Consider the following 25,339-nt stretch of genomic DNA (forward strand, 5'->3'; position numbering starts at 1 on the left):
ATAATCCGCTCGGCGGCGGTAGTTAGTCTCCACAGTGGCGATAGATGGTGAACCCGGTCAGGCCTGGAAGGGAGCAGCCGTAGCGATCGATTCGGGTGCTGTGATCAGGTTAGCTGCCGTCGTCATTTATTACAATTTGCGTTAACATACAAGTAACGCATTGTGATGTTAGATTAGAATCAACGCTAGAGGCACATTGATCTCAGCCTTTGGATTAGCGAGAAGCAGCCGATTTGAGTGTTGTGCCCGCGCTGTATTAGCTCACTCGCCCGTTACGCCAAACGGATACAAATCACCAATTTAAAACGATACCGCATTTTGTTTTCAGCAGAATGCGATACGATACGCGGTACCAATCAAAAACCTCATTAGAAATACGTAACGTCTATGGCATATCTCGCACTGGCACGAAAATGGCGGCCCAAATCTTTCTCGGAAGTTGTCGGCCAAAGTCATGTTGTGCAAGCCCTGTCGAATGCTCTGGATTCTGGGCGCGTGCACCATGCCTTTCTGTTTACCGGTACTCGAGGGGTTGGTAAGACGACGTTAGCGCGAATCTTTGCTAAGTCACTAAACTGCGAAAATGGCACCAGCGCGGAGCCATGTCAGGCCTGCAATACTTGTATATCAATCGATGAAGGTCGTTACGTTGATCTAATCGAAGTCGACGCGGCGTCACGCACTAAGGTAGATGACACGCGTGAATTGCTTGAAAATGTTCAGTACGCGCCAACCGTCGGCAAATATAAAGTGTACTTAATCGATGAGGTGCACATGCTCTCCGGACACAGTTTCAACGCCTTGTTGAAAACCTTGGAAGAGCCACCAGAGCATGTAAAGTTTCTATTCGCTACGACTGATCCACAGAAGCTGCCGGTTACTGTATTGTCGCGTTGTTTGCAGTTTAACTTGCGCGCCATGCGTCCTGAGCAAGTCGAGAATCAGTTAGTTAAAATCTTGGGCAATGAGGGCATGAGCTTTGATCAGACGGCTCTGCATGCGATTGCCAAAGCAGCCGATGGCAGTATGCGTGATGGTCTAAGTTTGCTGGATCAAGCTATTGCCCAAGGCGATGGCGAGGTGCGGCTTGCTGAAGTTGAAAGCATGTTGGGTACCATCAAAGCTGAACATACCGAGTCGATTTTACGTGCGTTAGCAACGCAAGATGTCGATACAGCGCTCAACACTGTGCGGGACATGGCGGATCATGCGGTCGATTTTTCGGTAGCGTTAGATGATGTGTTGATGCAACTCTATTATGTGTCACTGGCGCAGCTTGCTCCCAGTGCTTTGTCAGCGACCGATGCAAATCAAGGGATTGTGACTGAAATAGCAGCGTTAATGTCCCCTGAGCTGGTTCAGCTTTATTATCAAATCGGTCTTATCGGTAAACGCGATGTAGCGTTGGCGCCCAGTTTGCGTGTGGGGTTCGAAATGGCGCTGCTGCGTATGTTAGCGTTTGACCCGGTTGATGAGGGTTCACCGCAAGCCATAAGCCCCGCTGCGCCGAGCGCGAATACTTCAAGTCCAGCGCCCGGCAGTCAAACCGGTAGCCAAGCCGGTAGCCAAAAGAGTGGCGCGACTTCTCATGCGTCGCCCCCTCAAACATCGACAATCCAATCTCAAGATTCGCCGCGCGCAGTTGAATCGGAAGTGCCTGGCCCGAATATGTCACGACCGGTGCCAATTACATCAATCCCTGAGCAAGCCTATGCGGCAGATGTGTCATCGTCAGCCGCGGCACCAGAAACAGTTCGAGATACTGTACGCCAGACGCCATTAAGTGACTCACTACGCGCCTCGTCAGTTCAGACTCAAAGAGCGCGTGATTCCGCACCTAAGAATAATGCTTCGAGTGCTGAGCCTAGCCCGGCTCAACCTACGGTTGTGGCGATGCCCAGAGCGACGTCGGCCGCGCCGATTGCGTCTGAACAAGCACCGGCTGCAATGGCAATGCCTGAAGCGATGCCGGCGGCTAATACAGAGCCCGAGTCAGTTGATCAACCAGGCAATAAACCGAGCCAAGTGGCGGTAGCTTTAGCGGGGCAGAACGAATGGGGCGAGCTAGTAGAGCAAACTAACCTGATTGGCTTGCCGAAAGAGCTAGCAATGAATTGCGCATGTGAGCGGTTGACGGATGAGCGCATACAGCTCTCTCTCGCGCCGCGATTGAGTCATTTGTTTAAACCAGAACGGTTGGAGAAAATCATTGCAGCCGTGCGCAGCGTGGTTAAAGCCGAGGTCGATATCAAGCTTGAGCTTGAAGAGTCGGATAAAGAAACACCAGCAGAATGTTTAACTCGCCTCGGGCATGAGCAGTTTGAGCAAACTAAAGAAAGTATAAAGAGTGATCCTGGTGTGCGCGCTTTAATGTCAGAATTCGGCGCTACAATCAATGAACAGTCGATAAAAACGCGCTAGGCTATTCGCGTCACTTTTGAGTACAAAACAAACACAATATATAGGTAGTAGAGCATGATGAAAGGCGGTTTAGGTAATTTGATGAAACAAGCTCAGGCTATGCAAGAAAACATGCAGAAAGCCCAAGCAGAACTTGCCAACATTCAGGTAACTGGCGAAGCTGGTGGCGGAATGGTTAAGTTAGTGATGACCTGTCGACATGATGTGGTGTCGGTCAATATTGACCCAGAATTATTGGGCGACGCTGAAGACAAGGAAATCCTCGAAGACTTGGTTGCCGCCGCAATGAATGACGCGGTCCGAAAAGTCGAGAAAACGTCTCAAGAGAAAATGGCAGGCCTGACCGGTGGTTTAGATATACCTGGCATGAAGATGCCGTTTTAAGCAAGTGGCTACGTCGAACGCGATAGAGCAACTTAAGGAGGCGTTAAAAGCGCTTCCTGGCGTGGGGCCTAAGAATGCGCAGCGCATGGCGTTTCATTTAATGGAGCGCAATCGCGAAGGTGCACAGAAAATCGCTGATGCACTGAATAATGCGCTTGAACGGATAATTTCTTGTCAGCGCTGTAACACCTTTTGCGAGAGCGAAATTTGCGATATATGCGCTTCTGAAAAACGTGATAAACAGCTGCTTTGTGTGGTTGAAACTCCCGCCGACTTACAGGCCATCGAACAAGTAGGTGCGTATCGCGGCTTATACTTTGTGCTAATGGGAAAGCTTTCGCCGTTAGAAGGTATTGGCCCCGAACAGCTTGGGTTCAAGCGCTTGAATGCGATTGTTGCTGAGAACCAGATTCGAGAAGTTATTATTGCCACGAATATTACCGCCGAAGGGGAGACCACTGCGGACTATACTCAGCAAATGCTAGCACCATACGGAATCAGTATTACGCGCTTAGCTCGCGGAGTTCCGGTTGGTGGTGAGTTAGAGTATATGGATCAACGTACCTTAGCGGCCGCTTTCAAGGATCGACGCGCCACCTCATAGAGTCTAATGACTAAATGAATTCAACTATCGAGCATGCACGCTGCTTGCTCGTTCTTTCTCATTGAACTAAATAATTTAACTTAAATGAAATCGATAGAAAACCGCATAGCGGAAGAGCTCCTGGTTAATCCCAAGCAAGTGATTGCGGCCATTGCGCTGCTGGATGATGGTTCGACTGTGCCATTTATCTCACGCTACCGTAAAGAAGTAACTGGTGGCTTAGATGACACGCAGTTGCGTAATTTGGAAGACCGTTTAAAGTACTTACGAGAACTCGAAGATCGCCGTGCGACAATTCTTACTAGCATTGATGAGCAAGGTAAATTGGAAGATGATTTGAAGAAATCCATCTTATCTGCCGAGACCAAGAATGCGCTTGAAGACTTATATTTGCCGTACAAGCCTAAGCGTCGTACCAAGGGACAAATCGCACGTGAGGCTGGGCTTGAGCCACTTGCCGATGCATTGTTAGAGAACCCAAATTTGCAACCTGAAGTAGAAGCGGCTAAGTATTTAAATGACAGCGAAGAAACGCCTGTGGCGGATGCTAAAGCAGCGTTAGATGGTGCGCGGGCTATTCTCATGGAGCGTTTTGCTGAAGATGCAAGCTTGCTCGCACGGTTACGGTTATACCTTGAAGAACACGCCGTGGTGACTGTTATGGTGGCTAAGGACAAAGAGCAAGAAGGTAGTAAATTTCGAGACTATTTTGATTATCAAGAGCCATTCAAAGCGATTCCGCCACACCGAGCGCTAGCTATATTTCGTGGGCGCAACGAAGGCATTTTGAGCTCCACGCTGGATATTGCGCCGCCTGATGAAGGTTGGCAGAGTGACCTGTCTCATCCTTGTGCGCAGATGGTTGCCCAGCACTGGGGTATTCGAAATGATGGCCGCGCGGCCGATGCATGGCTTTCGCAAGTCATTAGTTGGACGTGGAAGATTAAGCTTTTGTTGCATCTTTCTGGGGATCTGATGTTTGGTCTGCGCGAGCGAGCGGAAGCAGAGGCTATTCGGGTATTCTCAATGAATCTGAAAGACTTATTACTGGCGGCTCCTGCTGGCGCTAAGGCGACTATCGGATTGGATCCTGGGTTACGAACCGGCGTCAAGGTTGCGGTGGTTGACCATACTGGGCAATATCTCGACCAAGGAACGATCTACCCGCACGCACCGAAGAACCAATGGGATGCGTCGATCGCGGAGCTGGCGGTTTTGAGTAAACGCTACAATGTCGAGCTAATTGCGATTGGCAATGGCACGGCGTCTCGAGAGACCGATAAATTGGCCGGCGATTTAATTAAACGACATCCTGAGCTAAAACTGACCAAGGTGATGGTGAACGAAGCTGGTGCTTCAGTCTACTCAGCGTCAGAATTCGCTGCACGAGAATTTCCTGACCTAGATGTGACCATCCGTGGTGCGGTGTCAATCGCTCGTCGCTTACAAGATCCGTTAGCCGAACTGGTTAAAATTGAACCTAAGTCCATCGGGGTTGGTCAGTATCAACACGACGTGAACCAATTTCAGTTGGGCCGATCGTTGGATGCGGTGATTGAGGATTGTGTAAATGATGTTGGCGTGGACTTGAATATGGCATCAATGCCGTTGCTGCGCCGCGTTTCGGGTCTAAATGAAACGATCGCCAATAACATTGTGATGCATCGAAACCAGCACGGTGAGTTTAAGAGTCGAGAGCAACTGAAAGAGGTGGCGCGCCTAGGTGATAAAACCTTTGAACAGGCCGCTGGCTTTCTGCGTATTGTCTCGAATAATGAGAACCCTCTCGATGCGTCTGGTGTGCATCCAGAAGCGTACTCGGTGGTGGAAGATATCGCTCGTAAAAACCAGCGAGAAATCAACTCGATCATTGGCGATAGTGCTTTTCTGAATTCGCTGAAACCCGAGGACTACACCACTGAACAGTTTGGCGTGCCAACCGTAACCGACATCATTCAAGAGTTGAATAAACCTGGTCGCGATCCTCGCCCCGAATTTAAAACGGCCGAATTGCGCGATGGTGTCGAAACAATTAAGGACTTGAGTGAAGACATGGTGCTTGAAGGTACCGTCACCAACGTCACAAACTTCGGCGCGTTCGTGGATATTGGGGTTCACCAAGACGGGTTGGTTCACATTAGTTGTTTAGCGGATAAATTCGTTGATGATCCACACAAAGTCGTAAACGCTGGGCAGATTGTTAAGGTGAAGGTGCTGGAAGTGGACATCCAGCGTAAACGAATCGCGTTGACCATGCGCTTGCAAGAGACTAGCGCAGAACGACGTGATCGAGGTCAGGGATCGGCTAAACCACGAAGCAATACGACTAACTCAGCACGCGTGGCTAAGACTAAGCCGATGCCAGCTAACAACGCCATGGCCGCCAAGTTAGCTGCGGCGTTTAAAAAGTAAGCGACGTTTTGCCAGCATTAATCCGGGGTCTCAGGTACGTGACCTCGGATTTCTAAATTTAGTTGAATCCGAAATTCCAAACCTTGCATCTAACTATTACAAACCGGTGCGGATTAGTCGTGCCTACTCAATAAATTAACCAGTCGGATATCCGATAAAGGAGACCAAGCTCATGCTTAATATTTCAAACGTTTCAAAAACTTATGCGAATGGAGTCAAGGCGTTAAATTCGGTCAACTTGCGGATTGACAAAGGTTTGTTTGGATTGTTAGGGCCAAATGGCGCGGGCAAGTCTTCATTAATGAGAACCATTGCGACACTGCAACAACCGGATTCTGGCACCATCGAGTTTGGCGATTTGAATGTGTTGACGCAGCCCAATGAGCTACGTCAGCGCTTGGGATACTTGCCCCAGGATTTTGGTGTCTATCCACGTGTTAGCGCAGTGGATTTACTAAACCATTTGGCGATCCTTAAAGGTTTGAACAATAAGGCTGAGCGGCGTGAAGCGGTAGATGGATTGCTGGCCCACACCAACCTTTATCAACACCGCAAAAAGGCCGTGAGTGGCTACTCTGGTGGTATGCGTCAACGTTTTGGTATTGCGCAAGCCTTGTTAGGTAATCCTGACCTGCTGATTGTGGATGAACCCACCGCCGGTCTGGATCCCGAGGAGCGAAATCGGTTTCACAATCTATTGGTTAGTCTAGGCGAAGAAAAAGTCATTATTCTCTCAACGCATATCGTCGACGATGTTTCTGAACTTTGCTCCAATATGGCCGTGTTGGGCGACGGCAAAATATTGTTAGAAGGTAATCCGCTGGAGGTTACCGATAAGCTCAACGGAAAAATTTGGCGCAAGATTGTCTCGTCTGATGAAGCTGCTGACATTGAGTCCGAATTTGCGGTGATTTCAAAGCGCCTATTGGCTGGACGTACTGTACTGCATGTATTGAGCGACGCTGCGCCGACTGGATTCGAGAGTACTCCAGCAAACCTTGAGGATGTGTATTTTTCTACACTAATCGCATCTCGCAACGCAGCGTAAGGGGAGGGTCTATGTTTATTAAAATGCTGGCTTTTGAGTGGCGCTACTTCACTCGACAACCCTCGTTTATCGTCACCTGTATGGTGTTCTTTTTATTACCATTTTTGGCTATGGTGGTGCCACAAGTGCAGATTGGAGCGGGCGGCAATGTCTTGTTTAACAGCCCGTATGCAATAGCCCAAGTGCTGTTGATATTAAGTATTTTCAGTATGTTTATGGTGGTCAATTTCGTCGGTAATACTGCGATTCGAAATGACGAGAGCAAAATGGCGGAGATCATTTATACCAAACCGATCTCTCCGCTGGGCTATAACCTTGGTCGATTCTTCGGCGCCTATTTAATCTGTGTGACGGTCTTCGCGATGGTGCCGCTAGGCACATTTTTCGGTACCTTGATGCCTAGCGTCGATGCTGAACGCTTGGGTAGTAATAGCTTGATGTTCTACCTGCAGCCATTTTTGCTGTTCTCTTTAACCACCTTGTTTATTCTCGCCGCGATTTTTTATGCAGTGGTTCAGCGCTTTCAAAGCTTGATGCTGGCTTATGTGTTTGCTCTCGGGCTGTTTATTTTGTATAGCTTGGCCGGACAAATATTTGATGAGCCGCATCAGCGTTTTATGCGCGCCATTACCGATCCATTTGGGCTGAATGCGTTTCGTGATCTGTCGCGTTACTGGACTCCGTTTGAGCGCAACACTCAGCTCGTTGGTTTAACCGGTGTAGTGCTGCAGAATCGTCTATTGTGGTTAGCGGTCGGGCTACTAGCATTACTATTTGGCGGTCGTTTTTTTAAACCGTTGGGATTAACATCCAACAATAAATCTAGCAAACTGGTTGCCGTAAAAGTCGACGAGGCGCCGGTTGGTGCATCATTCGCATATCGCGCTAATCAAGGGTCTCACTTCGCTCGATTCCAGTCGTTGACACGGTTTGAGATGCGTCAGATTTTTCTGAGTCCCGCATTTATTCTATTGGCAGTTTTTTCTTCACTCCAGTTGATTGCTGGAATGGTAATGGCGAGCGGGCCTTTTGGTACCGATAATTGGCCATTAACCAAAAATTTGTCCGAGATGATAGTCGGCGGGTTCTCGCTATTGACGATTATTGTGGTTGCGTATTACACCGCTGAAGTTGTTTGGCGAGAGCGTTCGGTAGGGATGGGCGATATTATTGATAGCACGTCGGCACATAATTTGGTGTTTTGGTTATCAAAGTTCGTGGCCGTGTGTGCGGTGCTAATAGCGCTACATGTGTTTGCAATCGGCATTGCGGTGGTATTCCAATTAGTCGCCGGTTATCCACACATTGATTTTGCGCAGTACTTTATTACGGTGTTTTATTTTTACTTACTGCCAATTTTCTTGCTAGTGGTATTGGCCTTCTTTATTCAGTCTCTGAGCCCAGGAAAATATATCGGAATACTGATCTTTTTTGCCTATGCGATGACTGAATTAGTGCTTCCGCAGCTGGGAGTTGAGCATAACATGGCGAATTTCGGCAGCGGGCCTGAATTAATCTATTCCGATTTAAATGGGTTTGGGCCGTTTTTGCAGGCGCATAGCTGGTACATGTTGTATTGGAGCGCGCTTGCTGTCGTGCTGGCGGTAGTCAGCTATGGTTTATGGCGTCGCGGACCGGTTGCGCCGTTGAAGCAACGATTGGGTTTATTGCGTTACCAAATTGGTAACAAAGGCTTGAGTGTCATTGCGATTGCGCTGCTGGTGTTTATTGGTGCTGGCGCAAATATCTATTACAACACGCGAGTGCTCAATAATTTTATCGGAGCTGAAGCATTTAAAGACTTGCAAGCTGAGTACGAAAGGCAATTTAGCCCAGTTCGCGACGACGCGGTGCCGATGATTCAAAGTGTCGATGCTGATATTGCAATCTACCCCAGTGATCGTCGGATCGTCGCGCGCGCGGACATCGAGGTGCTTAATAAGAGTAAGTCACCGATCACTAAGTTTTTGGTGAATCTTCCACGTCATAGTAAAACCGCTAGCGTGCAAATACATGGTGGCGAAATGCTCGACGTTGATAGCAATTTCAAGACCGCTTGGTTTGAATTTTCGCAACCGTTGCAACCCGGCGAACGACGAGCTGGCGTGCTGACCTCCGAGATTGATCATCAAGGTTTTAAGGACCGCGGTGAGGACTTTACTGTGGTCGAAAATGGAACCTTTATCAATAATGGTGAATTGTTTCCGATGTTGGGATACCAAGCTAGGTCGCAATTACTTGATCAGCATGACCGACGGAAACGTGGGCTTGACCCAGTCGAGCGGGCGTATAAATTGGAGGATAGCAGTCGGTATACTGAACACTTTATTGATCCGAGCGTCGACTTTATAGACTTTAGTGCCACGATCTCGACATCAAAGGACCAAGTTGCAATGGCTCCTGGTTATCTCGAAAAGCAATGGGAAGAGGGCGGTCGTCAGTATTTTCGATACGTGATGGATCAGCCGATGATGAATTTTTTCAGCGTCACATCAGGTAAGTTATTGACCTTGAAAGATGAGCACAACGGCGTGGCTATCGAGGTTTACCATCATCCTGAACATGCATGGAATCTCAGCAACATGGTGGCGGCAACCAAAGATTCGCTCGATTATTTTCAAGCCGCATTTGGTCCTTACCAACATAAACAGTTTCGCATTATTGAGTTCCCGGGTTACCGAAGCTTTGCTCAGAGTTTTGCTAATACCATCCCATTTTCAGAGGAGATTGGTTTTACTGCGGATTTGCGTGATGAATCAAAGATCGACTATGTGTATTACGTAACCGCACACGAGATGGCGCACCAATGGTGGGGCCATCAGCTCGGTGCCGCTAATGTGCAAGGCGCGGCAATTTTGTCAGAAACGTTGTCGCAGTACAGTGCGCTGATGGTAATGCAAAAGAAGTATGGTGAAACAAAGCTGCGTAAATTCTTGACCTACGAATTGGATCGTTATCTGACCGGGCGTACCACTGAGTTACTCGAGGAAATGCCTTTGCTACGCGCCGAGCGCCAGCAATACATCCATTATCGAAAAGGGTCAGTAGTAATGATGGCGCTGCGTCATAAACTCGGTGAGCAGCGTATCAATGACGCATTAAAACGGCTACTGACTGAGTATAAGTATCAAAGTAACCCTTATCCGACAACGCTCGACCTAGTTCGTCAATTAAAAGTGGGCGCAAGCGACAGCGAGATCAGTTTTATCGATAATAGTTTCAATCAAATCACGGTGTATGATTTACGCGCTGAAGAGGTTTCGGTCGATGAGCTCGATGGACGTTACCAAATTAATCTAACGGTGAATGCTCAACAGTTTAGTGCCGACGGTACCGGTGTCGAAGCCGAGCAGCCATTCGATGAACAGGTCGAGGTTGTGCTGTTCGATAATGACCCGAACGATTTTAGCGCACAGACTGAGGTGCTTTATAACCAGTCGCACCAATTGAAGACTGGTGAAAATACCATTCAATTAGTTGTCGATGCGTTACCAAAATACATTGGTGTAGATCCTTTTGTGCGGTTTATTGACCGAGATACCGGTAACAATATATTGAAGTTGTAGTGCACTAGGTTCGAGTTAAGTATTGGCAGGCATGCTTTATGTCTGTCGATACTGGCTTTGCCAACTCATTTAGACATAATGAAATTAAACCAAATCGAAAACGTGCTTAGTGATAAGGGCTCAAAGTATTCCGTGAGCGGCGCGACCGTGCGGAATCGAGCTGATGTGGCGGCGGTGTTAAAGAAACTACGCAGCAAGAAAAAATATGCCAAAGCGACCCACAACACTTGGGCGGTGGTGTTTGCCGATGGCGAGCCGGTCAAAGACGACGACGGAGAGAGCGGTGCTGGTGTGATTATGCTGGCAATGTTAGATCGAGCTGGGGTAACTAACCAAGTCGTGATTGTTACCCGATGGTATGGCGGCGTTCATCTAGGCGCGGACCGATTTCGGCATGTGCGAACTTGCGTTACAAGTTATTTGCAACAGTTTGGTGGATCGACTAGCACTGACTTCTAGTCGATCAGAGTGAATATTGCTTAACTTCGGATATTAATTAGTTAGATGCTTCTAACTTCAATTATCCCAATTTAAATAGCGTTAAGTTGTGGGAGTGCGGCATCAATTTTTGCTGCGCAGATAAAATCATTGAGTGTTACGCCGCGCACCGTGTGTGTGTAAAACGTGACTTTACAGCGTTTAAAGCTGACTTCCATTTCAGGATGGTGGTTGTCCGCTTCAGCGACCTTAGCTACCGCGTTAACAAAATGAATGGTGTCAGCATAATTGGCAAAATGAAAGGTCTGACTGAGTTCATTTTCAGTAGCGCAGAACTGCCATTCAGGTGTCAGTTTTCGCCATTGCTCTACTTCAGATAAATTTAATGAGGACTCTTCTTGAGAATAGTCCCGACAGTTTAGTGCGAGTAGTTTATTGATTGCGTCGTTCATAGTATTCTAGCCAGCTTAATTTTTAAAACTATACCACTATTTTATCAATAGTAAGGAGATGGCCTGTGCCACAACACCATAATGCTTGGGTCTGGATGGACCTTGAGATGACCGGCCTAGATCCTGAGAAAGATCGTATTATCGAAATGGCGACTATTATCACCGATGGTGATTTGCGAACGATTGCCGAAGGGCCAGTTATTGTCATTCATCAACCACAGGAGTTATTGGATGGCATGGATGAGTGGAATACCCGCACACACAATAAAACCGGGCTAGTTAACAAGGTCAAAGCTTCGCGCGTGACCGAGCGCCAAGCGGAAATCGAGACACTCGACTTTATTCAGCGACACACGCTCAAAAATCGCGCCCCATTATGTGGCAATAGTATTTGCCAAGACCGACGCTTCCTCTACAAATACATGCCAGAATTGAGTGAGTGGCTGCATTACCGAAATATTGACGTGAGTTCTTTTAAGGAAGTCGCGCGGCAATGGGCTCCGAGTATTCTTGGTGGATTTGATAAGCGTGCAAGTCATCAAGCGTTGGATGACATTAAGGAGTCGATCGAGGAATTGCGTTATTACCGCGATAACTTGGTTTTATTGGATTCTAACGACGACTATTAAGCTTACTCTGAGAGTTCAGAAGTAAAAGCCACGCCCTTGATGGGCAGTGGCTTTGTTGCTTAGTGACGATGCGATTAGTATTAGTGAATAGCCGCTTATTGAACGCTATTTGCCCATAAATCATGCTCGTCGCTGGCATGCACTTTTACCCGCACAATGTCGCCGGGTTGATGGTGCGCTTCTTCATTTAGATAGACTAGGCCGTCGATTTCAGGCGCATCGGCTTGGCTTCTGGCGACCGCGCCTTGCTGGTCGATTTCATCAATTATCACGTCAATAGTCTTACCTACTTTTGCGGCAAGCTTGGCGGTGCTTATTTCGGCTTGAAGCCCCATGAATTGTGCCAAACGTTCTTCTTTAAGCTCTTCGGGTACTGGGTTTGCAATGGCGTTGGCCGCGGCGCCTTCTACTGGGGAATAGGTGAACGCGCCGACGCGGTCCAACTGAGCTTCATCAATAAAGTCTAATAGCTGTTTGAAATCATCATCTGTTTCACCAGGAAAGCCGACAATAAAGGTGCTGCGAATAGTGATGTCGGGGCATACTTGTCGCCACGCTTTGATTCGATTGAGCGTATTGTCAATAGCACCTGGGCGTTTCATAGCTTTGAGGATCTTTGGTGATCCGTGCTGGAATGGAATATCTAAGTACGGCAAGATTTTACCGTCGGCCATTAGTGGAATAATGTCGTCGACGTGTGGGTAGGGGTACACATAGTGTAAGCGAACCCACGGGGCTTGCTCGCCACCAATTTCTGACAAAGCGTGGCATAAATCGAGCATCTTAGTTTTGATCGGTTTGCCATTGTGAAACGTGGTTCGGTACCGCGTATCAACGCCATAAGCTGAGGTGTCTTGCGAGATCACCAATAGCTCTTTAACGCCGGAGCGCACCAGCCCTTCGGCTTCGGCGACGACATCATTAGCTGGACGACTTACTAGGTCTCCACGCATAGACGGAATGATACAAAAGCTACATCGATGATTGCAGCCTTCTGAAATCTTTAAATAGGCATAGTGCCGCGGGGTTAGCTTGATACCCTGTGGCGGGACTAAATCTAGATGCGGGTTGTATTCCTTGCTAAACGGCAGATGTGATTTTACCGCGCCGACTACTTGTTCGTAGGCATGGGGTCCTGACACGTCGAGCACGTTCGGGTGTACATCGGTAATGTCTGATTCAGTTGCGCCCATACAGCCTGTTACGATCACCTTGCCATTTTCAGCTAAGGCTTCGCCAATGGTGTCTAACGACTCTTGCTTGGCGGCGTCGATAAAGCCACAGGTGTTCACTACCACCATATCTGCGTCTTGATATGTCGGCACAATATCGTAACCGTCGACTCGCAGCTGAGTCAGAATGCGTTCTGAATCAACCAGTGCCTTTGGGCAGCCTAAGCTGATAAAACCAATTTTTGGAGCTGTCATAAAAACCTCATTCGCTAAGCGGCGGATTATAGCGCAAGCAACTGTTGCCGAAAGCTCTTTAACGGCAATGAATCCGTATCATTAGGCCGATATTGAGTCGAATTTGCGCTATAGCGACGGTTTCTGAGCGGAAGAGATCTATCTCGATCTATGATTGTCTGTTTAGGTCAAGTAAAGTAGTAGACCCCGATGGATCAAGTTGTGCCTTTTTATGTCGTCTTTAAAGCCCGCCACGCTCGCCGCTGTTAGCCAGTTGATTGACCAGCAGCGCCTACCCGCTGAGTTTATCAACTCAGTGTTGGAATTCTACCTGCCGTTGGCTATAGGCTTAAATAGCCAGCTCGAGAATCATCAGTTGACTAAAGTCGGCGTACAAGGCTCTCAGGGCAGCGGTAAAAGCACCTGCGCTGAGTTTATAAAAATATTGCTGCAACACGAATTTGATAAACGTGTGTTGGTTGCCTCAATTGACGATTTCTATCTTACCAAATTGGAGCGTGAGACCATGGCTCGTGAGGTGCATCCGCTGTTCGCGACACGCGGTGTGCCCGGAACCCATGATGTACGCATGATCCAAACAATGTTCGAACTTGCCGCGACATCACAAACATTTTCTGTGCCGATATTTGATAAGTCGGTAGATGATCGCGCGCCATCGAGTCAATGGCAGCAGCTAACGGGTCCGTTCGATGTGGTTATTCTCGAAGGTTGGTGTGTTGGCATTGATGCAGAACCTGATAGCGCGCTAGCGATGCCAAAGAATCAACTGGAGCGATTGGAAGATGTCGATTTTATTTGGCGAAAGTCGGTGAATAGAGCGTTGAGTGAAGAGTATGCGGAACTGTTCGCGCGTTTGGATGTGCTGGTCGCGCTACAAGCTCCGAGCTTTGCTTGCGTATATGGCTGGCGACTCTTGCAAGAGCAGAAGATGATCGATCGTTTGCAGGCGCAGGGGCGAGATGTGTCGCAAGCGCAAACGCCTGCGCAGATTGAACGATTTATTTCCCACTATCAGCGCTTGACGGAGCACGCTCTTGCCACCATGCCGCAGCGTGCGGACTGGCTATTAACGCTAAATAACAATCATCAATTCGAATCGCTAAGGAGTAAGTCATGACACGTGCTAATTTGATCGTGTCGACCGACTTAGACGGTACTTTGTTGGATCATAATACTTACTCCTACGCCGCCGCGTTACCGGCGCTCACGCGCTGCAAAACGCTAGGTGTGCCGGTGATTTTGAATACCAGTAAGACCTTTGCAGAGGTCGTGGCGTTGCAACAAGCGCTCGATATTTCGGCGCCATTGGTGGTAGAGAACGGCAGTGCGCTAAGTTTCGATGCCGCGGATATTAATATTTCAAATCTACCAGAAAATCAGTTTGAAGTGGTTCAAGACGCGCAGCGAACGACCCTAGTATTCGGTGTGAAACGATCGGCGATTCTAGATTTCATTAGTGCTTTGCGACGTGAAACTACTTGGCAGTTTGCTGGGTTTAATGATTGGACGGCGGCTGAAATAGCGAGCAATACTGGTCTGGATCTGGCGAGTGCTGAGTTGGCGTCACAAAAACAGTATTCTGAGCCGATTGTATGGCAAGACGATGACCTAAGCTTTGCTGGGTTTGAGGCTGCGGTCGCGACCGCTGGGTTTAGTTTGCTAAAGGGCGGACGCTTTATACACATACAAGGTCACACGGATAAGGCGCGCCCGTTAACGTGGCTGAAACAACATCCGCAAATGCTGTTTCCTGATTCTGATGGTAATATTCCGCCGAAGTTGATATGTTTAGGAGACAGTCACAACGACGTGGCTATGCTCAATGTCGCAGACTTTCCTGTCTGTGTGCGTTCGCCAATCGCGGACTATCCAAGCTTGGCCACCGAACATCCGATTATTCGAACTCACGGTTTTGGACCAGTGGGTTGGAATGAAGCGCTAGAGACTCTTCTCAGCTGATGTGAATTAAACCTAATAACTCTAAAAGCGAACTATTCATGGCAGATTTTTATCAAAATGGCATTATCACTACGCTCCATAACCTACGTCAGCGCAGTTTAGAGGAACTGGAAGGCGAACTTCGGTCGTTTAAAAAGAAGCGCCCAATGGCGCTAGTATTGCCGTCGCTATTTTCGGAGTTAGAAGGCGACGCCTTACCCAATATAGTGCAGGAATTGAGTAAGGTTGATTACTTGGACGATATTGTGATTGGCTTAGATCGAGCCAGCGAAGATCAATACCGCCAGGCACTCGAATTTTTCAAACCTCTTAATCAGAGTTTTAAGGTCCTGTGGAACGATGGCCCAAGATTACAAGCTATTGATGCCAAGCTCAGAGCCAAGAAGCTGGCACCTAAAGAATTGGGTAAGGGCCGCAATGTGTGGTTTTGCTTTGGTTATGTTTTAGCAGCAGAGCGTGCCAAAGCAATCGCTTTGCATGATTGCGACATTGTCACGTATGACCGCAGCCTATTGGCGCGCTTGCTCTACCCAGTGGCTAACCCCAATTTCAACTATAAGTTTTGCAAGGGCTTTTATGCTCGCGTAGCGAGCGGCAAAATGCACGGCCGCGTTACCCGTTTATTAGTCACGCCGTTAGTCCGAGCTCTCAAGAAGGTCTACGGACAAAACGATTATTTAGACTACATCGACAGCTTTCGTTATCCATTGGCCGGCGAGTTTTCGTTTAGTACCGACGTGATTAACGATCTCCGCATTCCCAGCGATTGGGGGCTCGAAATTGGCGTTCTGTCAGAATTGAATCGTAACTACGCCAATAATCGAATTTGCCAGGCCGATATTGCTGATACTTATGATCACAAACATCAGTCGCTATCGCCAGAAGATACCGCCAAAGGTCTGTCAAAAATGTCGATTGATATTTGTAAGGCATTATTTCGCAAGCTGGCCACCAATGGCGTGGTGTTTAACGCTGAAACCTTTCGCGCCATCAAAGCCACGTATTACCGAATCGCTTTGGACTTCGTTGAAACCTACTACAACGACGCGCAAATGAATGGCCTCAATTTGGACATCCACGCTGAGGAAGCAGCCATTGAGTTATTCGCTGAGAATGTGTTGAACGCAGGACATGACTTTTTAGAAAACCCCATGGAAACGCCGTTTATTCCCAGTTGGAATCGTGCCATGAGCGCTTTGCCCGATATTCTTGATGAGTTGAGTGAGGCCGTGACAGCCGATATGCAGGAATACTCTGACGCTATATAAACTAACAAACCTATAATTCGAGTAGATTCTATGAGTGTCTCCGTTGCGCGACCATTACTGCCGGTAGTAATTGATCACCTCTGTCGCATTTATCCGGAGCGAGATGCTACCGAACTCGCCGATCAAATTTTTGCGGCGATGCATCTAGATCATGAGGCGTTTTCGAGCGAACTGCATCGCAACAAGTGGGACGAGTCCGATATTTGGGTTATCACCTATGGCGACTCAATTAGCGAGGCTGGCGAAGCACCATTAAAAACCCTAAAAAAATTCAGTGACGCTTATCTAAAGCCAGAGATTTCTGGAATTCATATTCTGCCATTTTTCCCGTATAGCTCAGATGATGGCTTTGCCGTGATCAATTACTCGCAGGTTAATGACAGCCTTGGTGACTGGGGCGATATTGAAGCAATTGGTCAGGATTATGACTTAATGGCGGACTTAGTCGTTAATCATTGTTCACAACGCAGCCCGTGGTTTGAGAACTTTAAGCAACGTAAAGATCCGGGTAAAGACTATTTTGTGGAAGCGGATCCGAGCGCCGATTTGAGTGATGTCGTGCGACCTCGAACATCACCGCTATTGTGTGAAACACAAACACTCGATGGCCTGCGACATGTCTGGTGTACGTTTAGCCATGACCAAGTTGATCTGGACTTCAGTAATCCGGCGGTGTTAATCGAGATGATTCGAATCATTCGCCGCTATTTAGATCAGGGTGTACGGATATTTCGCATGGACGCCGTCGCATTTGTGTGGAAAGAAATCGGTACTAATTGTGTACATTTACCGCAAACGCACGAGATTGTGCGCTTGCTGCGTACCATGATCGAAGCACATACCGACGACGCGATTGTGATTACCGAGACCAATGTTCCGAATCACGAAAATCTATCGTATTTTGGTAACGCCAATGAGGCGCATGCGGTCTACAATTTTTCATTGCCACCACTGTTGTTGCATGCCTTAGTCAGTGGAACCAGCGAGCATCTTAAACGTTGGCAGATGAGTATGCCGCCAGCGCAAACTGGCACGTTTTATTTTAATTTTATAGCTAGCCATGATGGCATAGGACTGCGGCCGGCGAATGGTTTGTTGAGCCAGGGCGACTTAGATGAATTGGTTAACACGATGCAGAGCTTCGGTGCGCGAATTTCATGGCGCGCGGTGGCTGATGGACGCAATGAGCCGTATGAGATTAATGTTGCTTTGTATGATGCGCTGCAAGGTACCAGTAAGGGTCCGGATCGCTGGCAGCAACAACGTTTTCTCTGTGCGCATGCGGTGATGTTGGCATTAGAAGGTGTGCCTGGTATTTATATCCACAGCTTGCTAGCGACCCAAAATGATTATGAGCGACTCGAGTTGACGGGGCAAAATCGCAGCATTAATCGTCATAAATGGGATTTCAGTGCGTTAACGGGCAAGTTAGAAGATGCCACAAGTCATCATGCCCAGTGTTTTTCAACGCTTAAAAGTTTGATCGCAATTCGTGTTAAGCAGCCGGCGTTTCACCCGAATGCGTTTCAAGCGGTGTTGCATTTAGGTGATGAAGTGTTTGCTTTCTGGCGCCAGAGTTTGAATCGAAATCAGAGTGTTTTTTGTATTCATAATATGACTGATCAGGTGGTTGTGATTCCCATTAACTCAATCAATTTAACCAGTTTAGATCTTTGGGAAGACTTGATTTCGGGCGACAACTACTCGGTTGAATACGAGTCCTTGTCAATTGCGCCCTATGGTTTTGTGTGGCTTACCAACCGAGCCGTGCGATAACCGAGCGCGGGCTCTGCTGGTTCGATTACGTATAATACGACGCATCTAGGCCGAGTTCAGGCTTCGATGCATCGTATTTACTAGCTATCTTGCTAAAACGTTCTTGCTAACTACGGCTGACGCCGTTCAGCGTTAGAAGTTTAACTTGGTGTCGTACTCACGCAATGCATAAAGTGCGTAGCAAGCAGCAAGCATTGGCCATGCGGTAAAGAACAGAAGGTTGCCATTATAAGGGTCGAGATATTTTGCAAATGGTGCAAGGGTTGAAACTGCATGGATTATCAGCACTATCAAATAGGTAATATTCTTAAAGCGACCAATGACAAATAGGCCAATAAGAATTAACTCGCCAATCGCAATTGCCATCATGATCGACTCGCCTAATCCTGCAATAAAATAGAACTTCTCAAAAACTGCTGTGGCGTGCCCTACGTTGATAAATTTATCGATGGTCCACATAAGCAAAACCAGCGCGACGCTCAAGCGCATAAACAGTAAGGCATTAGCCAGTTTGGTATTATTCATTGTGTTGCAAGCTCCCTATTTAGAGGTGTTGTGTAAGTTTAAATATAACTACTCTATTAGCTACACGTACAGTGACCGGAGTTCTGCCGCAAGTATTTCAAAGCCGCGGCGAATTCGATCTTCTGGTTGACCATAATTGATGCGAATGCACTCACGAGTGTGAGACCAGTTCGGGTCAATATCAATAAAGAACGCTTCGCCGGGAATAATGTAGACCTGTTTTTGTTTGAGTCGCGCATAGAGTTGGCTCGCGCTAATTGGCAAGTTTTCGCACCATAACCATAAAAAGAAGGCGCCTTCAGGTTTATGCAGTCTGACGGGTAAGTCGTTGAATACCTCATTGAAGATCGCCAAGGCAACGTCGAGCTTGTTGCGGTAAAACGGTTTAATGATGTTATTCGAGAGGTTTTCCATTTCACCATCTTGAATTAGACGTGTCATTAGCGCTGCGCCAACGCTGTTCGGCGCTAACGTAATGATTCCGCTTAAGGCGCTGATGGTTTGAGTAGCCTCAGTGTTGGCGATAACAATCCCGGTTCGTGCGCCAGGCAAGCCTAACTTCGAGAGCGACATGCACAGAATTGTGTCGTTATCCCACTCTAGATTGGCGTCGGCGTAAATCACATTAGGGAACGGTTGCCCGTAGGCATTGTCAATGATCAGCGGAATGTCGTGCTGCTTTGCTAAGAGTTTTAGTTTGGCTAGCTCATTGTCGCTCACTACATTGCCGGTAGGGTTGGTCGGTCTAGATAGGCAGATTGCCGCCACATCATCACCGATCTCTAATGACTCAAAATCTACTCGGTATTTGAACTGTTGGTCGGGCAGTAACTCAATTTTAGGTGGGTTGGAGATAAACATATTGTCACTCAAGCCGGCATCAGCATAGCCAACGTATTCAGGGCAAAGTGGGAACATGATTTTCTTGTTAGACCCATCGGGCATGTCGCCGGCGAGCGCATTGAATAGATAGAAAAAACTGTTCTGGCTGCCATTGGTAAGCGAGATATTTTCTGGTCCAACGTTCCAGTTGAATTGGCGGTTCAGATACTCGCTGAGAACCTGGCGAAAACTCTGCTCACCTTGCGGCCCATCGTAGATACCGATCATGCGCTCGAACAATTTATTTTCTATCAAGGTTTGCATCTCACGCCCAAACAAAGCTTGTGCTTCGGGAATAAAAGCAGGATTTCCACCACCTAGCATGCATAAGTCTGGATGGTTTGACGCATAGGCTTCTCCGAGGTCAACCATAAGTTGATTGATGGCTGATTGGCGAGTGAACTTGGTTCCGAATTTTGAAAGCTTCATAATGTGCAAACTGTTGCTGCTGAGAGAATTAGTGGTTTTAGCTTGGGGGCGAATATTTCACGAGACTAGGTTTAATGCTTGGTTTGCCAGAAAGGCAGTTACGTTAGATGAAACCGTATTCGCTAACTGCTGCATTGCTTGTTCCGACGCCCAAGCGGTATGCGGCGTAATGATAACATTGTCATGCTTGGCAAGTGACAGTAAGGGCGAGGTGTCACGCGGAGGCTCTTCAACTAATACATCAAAGGCTATGCCGCCCAAGTGGTTTTGTTGCAGCGCTTCTAGGGTCGCTTGCTCGTTGACAATTCCGCCTCTAGCGGTGTTGATCAATATTGCGCCAGCGGGCATTAGAGCCAGTTCCTTTGAGCCTATGAGGTTGTGCGTCGCGTCGTTTAAGCTGCAATGAATACTCAGCACATCACTGCTCGACAATAGAGAATTTAAGTCTTCTGCCTTGTCATAGGGTACCGCGTGTTCAGACCTTGAATGGTACGCAACGCGCATGCCGAGGGCTTGACCGAGTTGTGCGGTCGCTTGACCGATTTCGCCCATGCCAATAATGCCGAGCCGGGCACCTTTAAGGTCGAGAATAGGGCGATCGAACACGCAGAAAGCGGAACTGCGTTGCCATGCTCCTTCGATTACACGTTGTCGGTAGCGAATTAGTTGCCGTCGTAACATTAGGGCGCTGGCAATTACATGCTCCGAAACGGTCGTTGCGGCGTAGCTCGGTACGTGACTGACCGATACGCCTAAGGATCGTGCCCCATCAATATCTATAATGTTGTATCCAGTGGCGGTCACTGCGATGTGCCGAATCGTCGGGCAAGCGGTGAGAATTGCTTTGCTAATGGGCACTTTGTTGGTGAGCACAATAGTAGCCCCGGTGCATCGTTCCAGTATTTGCTCTGGTTTAGTGCTCGGGTAATTCAGCCACTCGTGTGGTTGGGGCGGAGGCGCTATTCGAATTCGTTCTGGTAAGCCATTTTGGTCCAGAAAGACAATGCGCGGTAGCTGGTTAGAAGTCTGCATATCTGCATTGTAGTGCAGTTGGTTTGCGCGTCAAAATCCCGTACACTGACACGCGCGGTAAGCGCCATTAGCCATCAATAAAAATAAGAGAATTAGCGTGAAAAAACAAATGATTATCGCTCTGGATCAAGGCACCACCAGCTCCCGAGCTGTGTTGTTTGACCATGACGCAGACATTGTCGACGTCGAGCAACAAGAGTTTACCCAGCATTACCCCAAGTCAGGTTGGGTTGAGCACGATGCTAACGAAATTTGGGATACTCAGTTTGGTGTACTACAAAAGCTCGTTGCGGCCAATCAGTTACGCCCTGATGATATCGCTGCGATTGGCATCACTAATCAGCGCGAGACTACCATCGTTTGGAATCGCCATACCGGCGAACCGGTTTACAACGCTATTGTCTGGCAAGATCGACGCACCGCGGCGCGCTGTGACGAAATTGCTGAAGCGGGTTGGAAAGACCGGATTGAGCAAAAGACTGGCCTGGTCATCGATGCGTATTTTTCGGCTAGTAAAATTCAATGGGTTCTCGATAACGTCGAAGGCGCAAGGTCGCTGGCCGACGCCGGTGATTTATTGTTTGGCACAGTCGATAGTTGGCTTATTTGGAAGCTAACCGATGGTGCCGTGCATGCCACCGACGCCAGCAATGCGGCCCGCACTATGTTGCTGAATATTGATTCGGGTCAGTGGGACCCTGAGTTGCTTGAATTGTTTACGGTTCCAGCGTCGATGTTGCCGGAAGTTAAAGGCAGTTCGGATGATTTTGGTGTGGTTAGTTTTCAAGGGAAATCTGTGCCGATTGCCGGTGTGGCTGGCGACCAGCAAGCCGCTTTATTTGGGCAGACTTGTTTTGAGAAAGGTATGGCAAAAAACACCTATGGCACGGGTTGTTTTATGCTCATGAATACTGGCTCAGAAAGAGTCAAAAGCCAATCTGGCCTGTTAAGTACGATTGCGTGGTCGATTGACGGTAAGTTGACTTATGCGCTCGAAGGTAGTGTCTTTATTGCGGGGGCCGCGGTGCAATGGCTACGCGACGAACTTCAGTTTATTGAATCAGCGAGTGATTCCGAAGCGTTAGCCGCGCAAGCAAACCCTGAGAGTAATGTGGTTGTTGTGCCAGCGTTTGCTGGGCTCGGCGCCCCACATTGGGATATGTATGCGCGCGGTGCGATTTTTGGTTTGACCCGTGACTCTGGTCGTGCAGAAATCGCCAAGGCAACGCTGCAATCGTTAGCCTATCAAATATACGACGTACTTGAGGCAATGCAAAAAGACAGCGGTATTTCTCTTAGCCAGCTTAATGTTGACGGCGGCGCCATTGCTAATGATTTCCTGGCGCAGTTTCAGGCGGATGTTTTGCAAAAGTCAGTGGTTCGACCAAAAGTATTGGAGTCAACGGCCCTAGGCGCGGCCTATTTAGCGGGGCTCAAAGTGGCTTATTGGACGCTGGAGGATTTGTCGCGAGTACGCGAAATAGAACGTGAGTTCAAACCTCGTTTACCTAAAGAAAAAATTGATGCATTACTAAAGCAATGGAATAAAGCGGTTGAACGAAGTAAGCAATGGGTAGAGTCCGATGAATGAAGACGCGCTCCATGACTTGCAGGTGAAAGTCGCGTTCTTAGAAGACGCAATGGTAAAGTTGAGTGATGAGTATTACGCTCAGCAACGAGAGCTGGCTGAGCTGAAATCAAAATACGCAAGTTTAGTGGTGCGAATGCGTAGTTTGCCGTCACAAGAAGACGGCGATAGCCATAGCAGCGATGAGCGTCCACCTCATTATTAGGCGTATAATGGTAGAGTCCGGCGCGTGATTAACGATTCAAACTAATTACAGTAAGCAATTAGTTGACTTTGCTAATTATACTGTATAAATTAACAGTTATTGAAATTGAGCAAACAAAATACCCCTGTTGGAGAAAATAATGGACGACAATAAACAAAAAGCGCTGGCAGCAGCGTTAACGCAAATTGAGCGACAATATGGAAAGGGTTCGGTCATGCGTATGGGAGATGACGGAATTGGTACCGGTATTGAAGCCATACCAACCGGTTCTCTAGGACTCGATATTGCTTTAGGTATCGGGGGATTGCCAAAAGGTCGAGTAATCGAAATTTATGGCCCAGAATCTTCCGGCAAAACCACTCTAACATTACAGGTTATTGCTGAAGCTCAGAAAATGGGCGGCACTGCGGCATTCATTGATGCGGAGCACGCCTTGGATCCTAAGTATGCTGAAAGACTTGGGGTCAACATTGAAGAGCTCTTAGTTTCTCAACCAGATACTGGTGAGCAAGCATTAGAAATTACCGATATGTTGGTCCGTTCAGCCGCGGTTGACGTGATTGTTATTGATTCGGTCGCAGCGCTCACACCAAAAGCTGAGATTGAAGGAGATATGGGTGATTCCCATATGGGACTGCAAGCACGGCTTATGTCTCAAGCATTACGTAAGTTGACGGCTAACATTCAGAAAGCCAACACAATGGTTATTTTTATTAACCAGATTCGTATGAAAATTGGCGTTATGTTTGGCAATCCAGAGACTACTACGGGTGGTAATGCACTTAAGTTTTATGCGTCCGTGCGCTTAGATATTCGTCGTATCGGCGCTATCAAGAAAGGCGATGAAATATACGGCAACCAGACTCGAGTAAAGGTTGTTAAGAACAAAGTTGCCCCGCCATTTAAGCAAACTGAATTCGATATTCTTTATAACGAGGGCATTTCGCGAGAGAGTGAGTTGATCACGCTAGGCGTTGAACACAATATTGTCGAAAAATCCGGTGCTTGGTACAGCTACGACGGCACTCGAATTGGTCAGGGTAAAGATAATGTTCGTGACTATCTGAAAGAGCATAAAGAAACGGCTAACGAAATCGAAGTAAAGATCCGCGCCGCTCTAGGTGTAGGTGTTGAAGAAGAAAGGTCCAAAGCTAAAGGAAAGTCAAAAGCCAATGTTGATAAGGCTGAAGCCGAATAAATTTGGTAGTGCAGTTTTGGCTTGGCTTTTGAGCTAGTAATAGTTAGCAAATAGGTAGTTTGTAAACAAATATTTTGAGAAATTGAATGCGTATCATTAAGCCTTCAAGGCGACCACGGACAGGTCAACTCAATCGCCAAGCCAGTTCATCATCTGATCAAGGTGATGAACTTCGCGTTCGCCAGGATACGCAGCGTGAAAATTCAAATACAACAAGTCAGGGCTGGGATGCTCATGAACTTGAAGATAGGCTGCGTAAAATTAGGCAGTCTCGCGACTTGACCGCTGGTTCAGCGGGTTCCCAGGCTGATTCAATTCAAAGCGGCGAGTCATTGGCAGTTACTTCTGAGGATTTAGGCGAAGCAGACGCGCTGGATGTTCGAAAGAAACAGTATTTAGTATTGCAATCAAAGGCGATTCGTTTATTGGCAATGCGTGAGCACAGTGTAAAGGAGTTACATACCAAGTTATCAAGTAAAGCCGAAGGCTTCATCGATCTTGTGGATGCGGTGATTGAGGAAATGCTTAACGAAGGCTATCTAAGCAATGATCGATTCGCGGAGAGCTATACTCGGTCTAGGCTTGCACGCGGTTTTGGACCAGTGAAAATTAAGTTGGAGCTTCAGAATAAAGGAATTGAAGCTAGCCTTGCTGATGAATACATTGATGCGCGGTCGGGGCATTGGCTAGACGCGGCGATTAAGCAGTACCATAAAAAGTATGGAGATGCGGTGGTTAGCGACTATAATGATTGGTCGAAGCGAGCTAGGTTCTTACAAGGTCGTGGCTTCACCATGGACCATATTCATATTGTGGTTCCAACAGTAGTCCAAGACTAGCGACAGATAGCTGCTAAATTAATAATCTAGCGTTCTTTTTAAGTGCTCTACTATTTCTGACAGTTAGTTTCTTGTTTGCGACTATGATGCCCGTATACCGCTACACGTAAACAGCGTTTGTCGATACGGTGTTTGCTGAAGGTCGTATGCATCGCTACAATCTCGCGTCGAAAGAGAATTATGCATAACTTGTAACTTTGCATGCATCTCGTTGTTTCGTGGATGTGAGTCGCTCTAGGGCGATATAATAAAATTCC

General features: G+C 47.6%; 21 protein-coding genes and 1 other RNA gene. 17 read left to right on the forward strand and 5 right to left on the reverse strand.

The genetic code is table 11. The features are described from left to right. Positions 1 to 21 precede the first annotated feature (21 nt). From ffs to DFR28_RS14860, 8 genes are all read left to right on the forward strand, one after another. An RNA gene (gene ffs, locus DFR28_RS14825) (signal recognition particle sRNA small type) lies at positions 22 to 117 on the forward strand. Between the two features lie 270 nt (positions 118 to 387). After that, complete coding sequence (gene dnaX / locus DFR28_RS14830) at positions 388 to 2,421, forward strand: DNA polymerase III subunit gamma/tau (RefSeq protein WP_113955159.1); 2,034 nt, start codon at positions 388 to 390, stop codon at positions 2,419 to 2,421. Between the two features lie 54 nt (positions 2,422 to 2,475). After that, on the forward strand, positions 2,476 to 2,805 hold the full coding sequence (locus DFR28_RS14835; protein ID WP_113955160.1) for a YbaB/EbfC family nucleoid-associated protein: 330 nt from the start codon (positions 2,476 to 2,478) through the stop codon (positions 2,803 to 2,805). A gap of 4 nt (positions 2,806 to 2,809) precedes the next feature. Next, positions 2,810 to 3,409, forward strand: coding sequence for a recombination mediator RecR (gene recR / locus DFR28_RS14840; RefSeq protein WP_113955161.1), 600 nt, complete (start codon positions 2,810 to 2,812; stop codon positions 3,407 to 3,409). A gap of 84 nt (positions 3,410 to 3,493) precedes the next feature. Further along, positions 3,494 to 5,821 (forward strand): Tex family protein, encoded by a 2,328-nt coding sequence (locus tag DFR28_RS14845; RefSeq protein WP_113955162.1) that lies wholly within the window; start codon positions 3,494 to 3,496, stop codon positions 5,819 to 5,821. Positions 5,822 to 5,993: 172 nt separating this feature from the next. Continuing rightward, positions 5,994 to 6,869, forward strand: coding sequence for an ABC transporter ATP-binding protein (locus tag DFR28_RS14850; protein WP_113955163.1), 876 nt, complete (start codon positions 5,994 to 5,996; stop codon positions 6,867 to 6,869). An 11-nt stretch (positions 6,870 to 6,880) separates the two neighbouring features. Next, positions 6,881 to 10,435, forward strand: coding sequence for an ABC transporter permease/M1 family aminopeptidase (locus DFR28_RS14855; protein WP_113955164.1), 3,555 nt, complete (start codon positions 6,881 to 6,883; stop codon positions 10,433 to 10,435). Positions 10,436 to 10,513: 78 nt separating this feature from the next. After that, a complete protein-coding gene (locus DFR28_RS14860; protein WP_113955165.1) occupies positions 10,514 to 10,894 on the forward strand; it encodes a YigZ family protein in 381 nt (126 codons plus the stop codon). A gap of 71 nt (positions 10,895 to 10,965) precedes the next feature. Here the strand turns inward: DFR28_RS14860 and DFR28_RS14865 are convergent, their stop codons facing one another. After that, positions 10,966 to 11,325, reverse strand: coding sequence for a 4a-hydroxytetrahydrobiopterin dehydratase (locus DFR28_RS14865; RefSeq protein WP_113955166.1), 360 nt, complete (start codon positions 11,323 to 11,325; stop codon positions 10,966 to 10,968). Positions 11,326 to 11,390: 65 nt separating this feature from the next. On the opposite strand from DFR28_RS14865, the gene orn reads away from it, so the two are divergent. Then, complete coding sequence (gene orn, locus DFR28_RS14870; protein ID WP_281268395.1) at positions 11,391 to 11,954, forward strand: oligoribonuclease; 564 nt, start codon at positions 11,391 to 11,393, stop codon at positions 11,952 to 11,954. 95 nt (positions 11,955 to 12,049) lie between these two features. Here orn and rimO read toward each other — a convergent pair whose 3' ends face one another. Further along, complete coding sequence (rimO, locus tag DFR28_RS14875; RefSeq protein WP_113955168.1) at positions 12,050 to 13,381, reverse strand: 30S ribosomal protein S12 methylthiotransferase RimO; 1,332 nt, start codon at positions 13,379 to 13,381, stop codon at positions 12,050 to 12,052. 211 nt (positions 13,382 to 13,592) lie between these two features. Between rimO and DFR28_RS14880 the strand changes: the two genes are divergently transcribed. Genes DFR28_RS14880 through DFR28_RS14895 form a run of 4 tightly spaced genes read left to right on the forward strand, consistent with a single transcriptional unit; the run spans position 13,593 to position 18,384 of the window. Further along, positions 13,593 to 14,498, forward strand: a complete 906-nt coding sequence (locus tag DFR28_RS14880; protein ID WP_113955169.1) for a phosphoribulokinase — start codon at positions 13,593 to 13,595, stop codon at positions 14,496 to 14,498. After that, positions 14,495 to 15,340: an HAD-IIB family hydrolase gene (locus DFR28_RS14885; protein WP_113955170.1), complete on the forward strand. Its 846-nt coding sequence runs from the start codon at positions 14,495 to 14,497 to the stop codon at positions 15,338 to 15,340. Before DFR28_RS14880 ends, DFR28_RS14885 begins: the two co-directional genes overlap by 4 nt. Before the next feature lie 38 nt (positions 15,341 to 15,378). Beyond that, entirely contained in the window at positions 15,379 to 16,608 is a 1,230-nt protein-coding gene (locus DFR28_RS14890) for a glycosyltransferase family protein (RefSeq protein WP_113955171.1), read from the forward strand. Positions 16,609 to 16,638: 30 nt separating this feature from the next. Next, positions 16,639 to 18,384 carry an alpha-amylase family glycosyl hydrolase gene (locus DFR28_RS14895; protein WP_113955172.1) on the forward strand — a complete coding sequence of 582 codons (1,746 nt, stop codon included), beginning with the start codon at positions 16,639 to 16,641 and terminating at the stop codon, positions 18,382 to 18,384. Positions 18,385 to 18,516: 132 nt separating this feature from the next. On the opposite strand, the gene DFR28_RS14900 is transcribed toward DFR28_RS14895, so the two are convergent. The 3 genes from DFR28_RS14900 to DFR28_RS14910 are packed head-to-tail and all read right to left on the reverse strand — an operon-like array spanning position 18,517 to position 21,252. Then, positions 18,517 to 18,909, reverse strand: a complete 393-nt coding sequence (locus DFR28_RS14900) for a hypothetical protein (protein WP_113955173.1) — start codon at positions 18,907 to 18,909, stop codon at positions 18,517 to 18,519. Positions 18,910 to 18,969: 60 nt separating this feature from the next. Further along, complete coding sequence (locus DFR28_RS14905) at positions 18,970 to 20,220, reverse strand: valine--pyruvate transaminase (protein ID WP_113955174.1); 1,251 nt, start codon at positions 20,218 to 20,220, stop codon at positions 18,970 to 18,972. A gap of 57 nt (positions 20,221 to 20,277) precedes the next feature. Beyond that, on the reverse strand, positions 20,278 to 21,252 hold the full coding sequence (locus DFR28_RS14910) for an NAD(P)-dependent oxidoreductase (protein ID WP_113955175.1): 975 nt from the start codon (positions 21,250 to 21,252) through the stop codon (positions 20,278 to 20,280). Between the two features lie 109 nt (positions 21,253 to 21,361). Between DFR28_RS14910 and glpK the strand changes: the two genes are divergently transcribed. The 4 genes from glpK to DFR28_RS14930 all read left to right on the forward strand — a co-directional run bounded on the left by glpK (position 21,362) and on the right by DFR28_RS14930 (position 25,082). After that, entirely contained in the window at positions 21,362 to 22,843 is a 1,482-nt protein-coding gene (glpK, locus tag DFR28_RS14915; protein WP_113955176.1) for a glycerol kinase GlpK, read from the forward strand. Then, entirely contained in the window at positions 22,836 to 23,045 is a 210-nt protein-coding gene (locus tag DFR28_RS14920) for a SlyX family protein (protein ID WP_113955177.1), read from the forward strand. The genes glpK and DFR28_RS14920 overlap by 8 nt, the downstream gene beginning before the upstream one ends. A 139-nt stretch (positions 23,046 to 23,184) precedes the next feature. Next, positions 23,185 to 24,243 (forward strand): recombinase RecA, encoded by a 1,059-nt coding sequence (gene recA, locus DFR28_RS14925; RefSeq protein ID WP_113955178.1) that lies wholly within the window; start codon positions 23,185 to 23,187, stop codon positions 24,241 to 24,243. 86 nt (positions 24,244 to 24,329) lie between these two features. Next, a complete protein-coding gene (locus tag DFR28_RS14930) occupies positions 24,330 to 25,082 on the forward strand; it encodes a regulatory protein RecX (protein ID WP_113955179.1) in 753 nt (250 codons plus the stop codon). Positions 25,083 to 25,339: the final 257 nt, after the last annotated feature.

Origin of the sequence: Arenicella xantha (genome assembly GCF_003315245.1) — a bacterium.
GTDB lineage: Bacteria > Pseudomonadota > Gammaproteobacteria > Arenicellales > Arenicellaceae > Arenicella > Arenicella xantha.